The organism is Paenibacillus sp. NRS-1781 (assembly GCF_050467745.1).
Taxonomy (GTDB): domain Bacteria; phylum Bacillota; class Bacilli; order Paenibacillales; family Paenibacillaceae; genus Paenibacillus; species Paenibacillus terrae_A.
On record NZ_JBITPI010000009.1, the window covers coordinates 1 to 7,732 of the forward strand.

A 7,732-nucleotide genomic window follows, 5' to 3' on the forward strand; every position below is an offset into this window, starting at 1 on the left:
GCTTCTACACTTAAAGCTCAGTTAACTAATTGCCAGAAAATATATGCTTCTAAACACAGTGATAACATTAGAATATTTTGTTCAATAACTCACTTCGAAAATGCTATTGGTATTGGAGATGTCTCAAGCGATCAAAAAACGAAAGTGATTTATCAAATTTTAGATGGACAAGCAGAGAAAGAAAACGATTACAGCGAAGCTAGAACTTTGGTTGAAAGTATATTTGAACAAATAATAAATCGCGATAAAGATTTAACTTCAAGTGGTGGTTTCAAAAAAATCACAACTTCTGAAGATTACGAAAAATTATTTCTCGGGCTGATTGAGCAAAAATCTCTTGAAGAAGCAGAAAAAAAGAAGAAGGACGACGCACTAACAATTTAAGTTAAACGAACAAGTTGAACTGGTCATTTGAAAGGTATTCATTGAAAGTATAGTCTATCCAGCCTTACTGGACATTCTCCCACCCAAAAAAGGTGGGGATGTTCAGTTTATCTTTTTTAACCATTCTCCCAAATGAACCTCCTTGTTAGCCTTAGAGCGCTTCAAAATAAAGTACCTCCGTTCAAATTAAATTGAAAAGTAAACTATTTCCTCATGCCTGTTGAATAACCGCAAAATGGTAGAAAAAAGATCGTCTTTTCTATAGAATCGTTGGTACCCACCAAACGAATCCGAAAGAAGATGATCTCATGAAAAATTCTATCACGATTACATCTATCCTTCAATCCCTGCTGACTCCTGAAGAAGTTCAAAGGGTTGTGAAGTTAATAGGCTATGAAGACAAAGGCCGCAAGTTCACGGTATACCATATACTCCAATACTGGTGTGTGGCTGCCTTGGAACAATGGAGCAGCTATCGATCCAGCGTAGATTATGCGCCTCTCTCTGGCTTGCCTGTCGTCCATTATTCACGCTTTTCAACCAAAGCCGCCGAAGTCCCATTTTCCGTATTTAAGGAACTTTTCCATCTACTTGTTCACAAATGCAACCGGGAAGCTCGTCGGAAGCTAACTTTCCCAAAAGCGGTCTGTTGATGAACGACAGGTAAAACATGAGAGTAAATATCCAACGTTACTCTTATGTCCGAATGTCCAAGAATTTCTTTTACAATTTTGGGATTGACGTTCTCAGCAAGCATGAGGGAAGCCACAGTATGTCTAAGAACATGAAAACGAATTGGAGGAACATCTGCATATTTGATCAGTCGATAGAAACTGCGAAGTAAATTTCTTGGTTTAAGGGGGCTAAGCTCAAACAGAAGGAACTGCCGTTACGTCTTTAAAGACGTAATGTGTATTACACAGAATAGATTCATTTTGCTTCCTGATCACCTTAGATTCTCACACTGTTTGGTTTTTACATACGATAAAATTTAATTTGAAGTAAGAAAAATTAAGCTTCTCAGGAGTCACGCTAAGTAGTAAGATGTTTGTTAGAACTTTTATAAATTTAGATCATTTATGGTCATATTCAAGGAGGAAAGTAATTTGTTTGATTTAGATATTGAAGAGAATATAAAATTAACACTTGAAGTTTCAGAAGGCTATCTTAGAAATATCATTGATGATCGCTTAAATGTTAAAAATTACAAAATGTTAATTCTTAATTTACATAATGCTTTAGAGCTGACTTTTAAATTTTTGTTGCAGTCTAGAAATAATTTTATGATTTATGAAATGCAAGACAGTAACTCTTATCAGAAAGTTATAAAAACTTACAAAAGTATGCATAAACAAAGGAGAGCTTTAAATGATAGCACGCTAATAGAAAATAAGTTACATACCGTTTCCTTTACTAAAGCTTATGAGATATTGGCTTATCTTTATAATGTTGAAGGATTTGATGAGAAATTTATTTTTAAATTAATGAGATTGGACACATTACGTAATGGTTTGACTCATTTTACAGCTAGAATAGAACATACTGACATATTAGTTTTATACAATCTCTTTGAGGAATGTGTTAATTTATACAATTCCGAACTAGATAACGACAGACATGTACTTAGAAAGATTTTAGAGGGAGTTAATAATAAATTTATACCTAATCCAGATTTAGCTTATGACTTTTCAAATGCAATAAAGGATATCAAGATGAAGTTGTTGGATGAACCAATTATTATAGAACTTATTGGTTCGTTAATACAAAAATTGGGGCAAATAAATGAAGACATAAGTTTGAATGATTATGAAAGATTGATAAAATTTTTCTATGATGAACAGAGTATCGTGCAAAAAAATATTGAATTTCCCAAAAATGATCAAGACGAAATCCTCAAAGCATACGGTTATACTGATTTGGAGTCAGAGGAGATTCGTAAGGAACGAAAAAAACAAGATTTAGAGAACAAGGCTAGAATGAAAAGAAGTATAAAAAGAATGAAAAGAATGAAGTTTATATACGATCAATCCGGTGGAAAAAAATCATCTATTTCATTTGATAAATTTCTTTTAAATTCAATTTTCATGATATTAGAATCAGAATTCATATACAGTAGGACATACTATGATTCTTATGATATGGATTTGATGGGTGGATTAAGTTTAACAGTAAGTTGCAAAAATCTCATTTTAGACAAATGGGGTAATGACAAAGTTTTGATTTGTAAAGTATTTGACCTGTCTGAAGAGGAATACTTTAACTTGTTAGATTTTGAGGGGGATTTCTATTCTAACTCATTTTATGACGCAGAGGCTGATTTTCCCGATGATGAGTTGTAGGAATTTCAATCAGAAAACGTAGAAATCACAAATTTTATAAAGATGTAAAAGTCATATTTTATTCATACTAATCAAATTGAAGCTCGAGTGTCAAGGCCTAGCAACTGATGCTAGGTCTCTTCTTCATGTCTTTCTGGGAGATACATAATGACCGGTAAGGATCGGGAGCGCGATAATAATGATTTAATAATATAGTCTCTTTTCTCGTTTCCCAAAAAACTTTCTTCTACTTTCAAAAATTATATTACACTAACTATTCAAATGAGAACGCATATTCGATATAATAAAATAAGAACATTAGTTCTATATTTAAACTAAAAATATTGGAGGAAAGCGTATGATCAAAAAAAGACAATACCACATATGGCAATATCGACTTGATGATGTAACAGAGCAAAATGGCGAATTTTCACTGGTCTATACTTTAGCAGATGCAAAGCAAGCAAGTGAAACCTTTATTTATTACATTTTGCACGAGAAAATAATGAACAAGAAATTCGATGCTACAACAGAGTACATAACGAATCAAGATGCTTCTAATCCAAATTCCAATAATAGCAAGCCGATCAGAAAAAAGAAGAATCTTCTCCCAATCATGACCATCGAAACGGGACGTGGACGTAGTGAGGAGGATAATGACAAACTCAAACGTTTGCTGGAAAAGGGCTTTACCGCCATCTATTCAAATACAAACGGTCAAGAGATTGCTCGGCATACCTATTTATTTCTGGATAATGTCCTTTCCGGTGCTCAGAACAAAGAATGTCGTCAGCTATTTGTACTGGGGAAATATGCTGAAGCGTTGAAAGCACATGTTTCCCTTGGGACTGAACCGACCCAATGTACCGTATCTAAAAACTTGACGCGCAATGCCTTAATGACGACAGATGTGTATCTCTTTCCTATAGATATGAAACAGCTAACTATTTGCATCCTCCCCGATAAAGAAATACCTGTGACGGAAGATGTAGAGATGATCCTTCCATATCATCGTACACCCGAAGAAGAAGGAAGATATGTTAAGCTTCAAGCCTATGTGGAAGAAGAACAACACTATGAAAAGCAGCGCCAAAAAAATCATCAAAAAAGTCAAAGAGCATAAAGTTGAGCTTCCCATCGCACCTAACGATAGAGAACAGTACAAAACGGCTGGTCGCTGGGAAAAAGAGAATAACAGACGAGTGTGCTTAGAGCACCTTAGTAAGCCTGCATGGAAAGTCGAAAAGAAAGATGGCGTTTCGGTTCCCGTATGGACTATCGACCAGACTGAGCCGTATGAGAAAAAAGAACTCCCCATCACACCATGGTCAACGGGATTGCAATTAGCTGAAGTAAAAAATCATACGGTCATGGAAAATGTATTTGATGGTATGGGTTTGGTCTCAAAAGAGTTAGGACGGCAAATGGAGCGTTTTCTGGAAGTGGACTATACGATTACAGGTTATCAATTACGCTTGCCAGCAATCAAAGGCTTCTTTCCCTGTGTAGATTTTCATGGATATTTCCGTAAGCATAATGTGAAACGGATTCAGGATATATTCGGAACGTGGCATGATGCGGATAAGATTGATATTTTGACCACCGAGTCTACTTTTAAAGCGAAGCTGCAAGTGATCGGAGAAAAGCCAGACGGTTTAGAGGAGAAAGCCTGGTTATTTCCCTCGATAACAGCATACCAGTCTAAACTGATCGAGTATGGCTATGATGCGATTGGTATTTCCAATATTGTCAAGCCAGTACATGAACAATACCGAAAATCATCATATCAGTTATTGCTGGCACTGGATATGCAAGCCAGAGATATCTTGTGTTTATCCCATGTGCAGGGTGACCTCATATATCGGGCATTAAGTATCTATCGCAAACAAGAGCTAGACTGGGAAGATCTCCGCTATGTACAAGCATTTTTGCACTTGGTGTATCAGGAAAATTCGGATAATGGGATTGGTAAACAATGTAGCGATGCCATCCATGCTCTACACCTTAATAAAAAATTGGCATTCGACCATAAAGTAAGACAAACGATCAAGGAAGTAATCGACCATAAAATAGATGAAATGGGCTTGGGTAAATTTTATATTGAAGCTAAGTATCTGTATGTGACACAAGATATTTTAGCGTTTCTATCTTACGCTGCAGCAGCGGATCACCATACATGGAAATATACAGGGTTTCTATCTGCCAAGCAGAGTTACTGTGGTGGTGTGATAGTAGGTCAGAATCTATTTGCGAGGAACCCGATCATGTCCTTCAGTGAAATCACTCGAACCACATTTGTGGATTATGAAGGTGAGGATGCTGAGTTTATTCGTCATATCGACAACATTGTGCAGCTTCCTTTAGGGACAGAGCCAGATCGTCTTGGCGGCGCAGACAGGGACGGCGATGAATTACTGGTTCTGTCTACACAATTAAACTTGGCAGAGACTCAGATTGAATACCTACAGCAGTATAATTTCAAGGTTAATGACGAAAAAAGTGAACACCACGGTAAAAATCGACTTGACCTGTTGAATGAAAATATCCAGAAGCATTTCGAGGAACGATTTCCTGTTCAAGCTAAAGTATCGTTGGCAGACTATGTTATTGATTCACTGGTACAAGTCAACGATGCAGATAAATCCACCGCTCCTTCACAGGAATGGAACAAGGCAAATGTTATTGATTTTATTATTCGCTCTGAAGATAAAACGGGAGAAATCACCGATATCAATACGACGATAGAAAATATCGCTAACGCGCAAGAAAGGTTATTGCAATACAAGTTTCCAATTGCGATCATGAAGCATTTACAAGCCCTATGTATAGATGCTTCCAAATCGGGTCTGTTCGATCAGGTTGTCATTCCAGATGTAATTCAATATCGGTTTGGAACGTTGAAGCCACAATTTACATTTTTCAAAGACGGAAAAAACTACAACAAGGATCGTGAGCACACTTCGGCTTTAGATAAGCTTGCCGAGTCCATGTTTTCGTTTAAGCAATATGTAAATCGAATTATGCTGGAGGATACAGATCGAAAGATTCGAAAACACCAATTTGAGAATGTATATCAGTACTTTCAAAATTTCGACCTGGATACAGTGTATGTGGATCAAACCATCAATGCGTTAAAGACAACTTATGATACGTTCCTGCAAAGAAATAAAGAGCTAGCGAAAGAGAAGCAAAGCCTGAATCCATTCGCATCAGACGAGAAGCAGAAGCGATTGCGAAAAGAAGTGGATGCCAAATTTGCGGAGCTATATCGGGAAACGAAGGCAGTATCGGAAAGCATATGCGATTGTCCTTCTCTACTTGCTACGGCTGCTGTGCGGAAGACTTACGTGGACTCCAAAGCGAAAAATTCGAATGAAAATTATTCCTTTTGTTGGGTGGTTGCCAGTGAAGGAATGCTGCAAAATGTACAGCTTCATTATGAGAACAAAGATAAAGTATATATCCAGCAGGCAAAAGAGAGCGATGAACATACCCTTGAGTGGCTGGGCCATAACTATACCACGGTAATGAAACGAGAAGCTTACACATTGCAATGGCCTGAAGGCAAAGATATGAGTATCCCTGATAAGTACCTCAAACGACAGGATGCGAAGCTCGATGATCTCATTGACTATAAAATTTCCTTGGTAAGCAGCGAAAAGAAAGCATGGAATCCCAAAGAAGTAGCTGAGAAAATAGTGGGGCAGACGTATACCGTGTTCAATGACCGAGACTGGCTTGGCGTGGCTGAAGGATTGAGTATTGCTCGCAAAGCAGGAGATTCCATCCTCAATTGCTATATGCACAAGTCTATAACGATTAAACATATTATTAAGACAACGAAAGCTTCCATCACTTGTCTAGCAGACTTCCGAGCTTAACTATGCGGCTTGTCAGCCGGTAGAGAGGGATGTGGGAGGAATTTACCTTTCACATTCCAATCATTAATATATGTGGAGGTCAGATATGGATAGCCATACCATTGTCATTACCCAGTCTCGGATGGCTGGATGGTTGATGTTTAATCGATTTCATAAAATGGATGAAAAAGTAGATCTAAAGGATTCGAATCGGAAAGTATTTATATTCAAAGATTCGCCTCCGTTAAGGAAAGCCATGGAACAATATAACGAATTTAAACAGGTAGTCGATAATATCTATTAATAAGGGGGATCATAACAATATGACAATAGCTTTGCAAAAACACGATGATAAACACAAATATTATACCGACCAATTCACCATTAACGGAAAACGGGTGGATGTACGAAAAAATAGCAATGGCAAACAAGTAGAGGCTTGGATAGATGGTATGTGGAAGCCGATTACCAAGGAAGATGTAGATAAGCAGTATCGGATACAGTTTGAATATTCTCCATATGAATTGGAGTTTTCGTATAATGGTGGTAAAACGTGGTGGACATACACGGATGAAAAATATATGACTGATTCGGAACGAGCGTATTTCAAGAAGGAGATCGCGTTTTTTGAGAATTGGGAACTTGAACAACGTATTGAAGAGGAAGAACGGAAAGCGAATGATCCTGAATATCAAGAGTGGATTGCCCAACAATATATAGAATGGTTAGCTCATGAGGAAGAATATCACCGGAGTCAAAGCAATTCTAAGCTTACATCTCATGTGGATATTGCAGATGTGTTCAAACACGATGATGAGTCAGCAGGAGAGAATTCCCCCAAATCAATTGAGCCTAATTATATGAAATATTTTGAGATTCACGGAACGCATAAGAAGTTTCAGCCTATCTGGTATGGCAAAGATATTTTAGATCAGCATATGAAATGTTTTTCTGATGGTACGTTTTTGTATCGGTATGATCAGGGTGTATATGTCAATGATGGTGAGCGTCACCTGGAGCAATTATCCGTTACCCTGCTGGACAATGAATTTCGCCATAGTCGGATTAAGGAAGCACGTTATTACATAGAGGCCCAAAGTTATATTGCAGGAACCCAAATGAATATGTTGGACGACTATATTAATGTTAAAAACGGTTTGTTGAATTGGA

Annotated in this window: 7 protein-coding genes and 1 pseudogene; 7 read left to right on the plus strand and 1 reads right to left on the minus strand. The window is 37.3% G+C overall.

What is annotated here, in order from left to right; all coding sequences use genetic code 11:
* Together ACIFO6_RS02605 and ACIFO6_RS02610 are read left to right on the plus strand one after the other, a co-directional pair.
* Nucleotides 1-384, plus strand: a pseudogene (locus tag ACIFO6_RS02605) (ATP-dependent nuclease); the annotation flags it as partial.
* Between the two features lie 308 nt (nt 385-692).
* The gene (locus tag ACIFO6_RS02610; RefSeq protein WP_430037820.1) at nt 693-1,037 is read left to right on the plus strand and encodes a hypothetical protein; all 345 of its coding nucleotides are present in this window, start codon (nt 693-695) and stop codon (nt 1,035-1,037) included.
* On the opposite strand, the gene ACIFO6_RS02615 is transcribed toward ACIFO6_RS02610, so the two are convergent.
* A complete protein-coding gene (locus ACIFO6_RS02615; RefSeq protein ID WP_430037835.1) occupies nt 980-1,261 on the minus strand; it encodes a tyrosine-type recombinase/integrase in 282 nt (93 codons plus the stop codon). The genes ACIFO6_RS02610 and ACIFO6_RS02615 overlap by 58 nt on opposite strands.
* A 229-nt stretch (nt 1,262-1,490) precedes the next feature.
* On the opposite strand from ACIFO6_RS02615, the gene ACIFO6_RS02620 reads away from it, so the two are divergent.
* The 5 genes from ACIFO6_RS02620 to ACIFO6_RS02640 all read left to right on the plus strand — a co-directional run.
* Nucleotides 1,491-2,723: a hypothetical protein gene (locus tag ACIFO6_RS02620; RefSeq protein WP_430037823.1), complete on the plus strand. Its 1,233-nt coding sequence runs from the start codon at nt 1,491-1,493 to the stop codon at nt 2,721-2,723.
* A 337-nt stretch (nt 2,724-3,060) separates the two neighbouring features.
* Nucleotides 3,061-3,825, plus strand: coding sequence for a hypothetical protein (locus tag ACIFO6_RS02625; protein ID WP_430037826.1), 765 nt, complete (start codon nt 3,061-3,063; stop codon nt 3,823-3,825).
* Complete coding sequence (locus ACIFO6_RS02630; RefSeq protein ID WP_430037829.1) at nt 3,758-6,583, plus strand: hypothetical protein; 2,826 nt, start codon at nt 3,758-3,760, stop codon at nt 6,581-6,583. The genes ACIFO6_RS02625 and ACIFO6_RS02630 overlap by 68 nt, the downstream gene beginning before the upstream one ends.
* Before the next feature lie 85 nt (nt 6,584-6,668).
* Nucleotides 6,669-6,866 carry a DUF5659 domain-containing protein gene (locus tag ACIFO6_RS02635; protein ID WP_179031563.1) on the plus strand — a complete coding sequence of 66 codons (198 nt, stop codon included), beginning with the start codon at nt 6,669-6,671 and terminating at the stop codon, nt 6,864-6,866.
* Nucleotides 6,867-6,885: 19 nt separating this feature from the next.
* Nucleotides 6,886-7,732, plus strand: an 847-nt coding sequence (locus ACIFO6_RS02640; RefSeq protein WP_430037832.1) for a hypothetical protein, incomplete at its 3' end; no start/stop codon positions are given.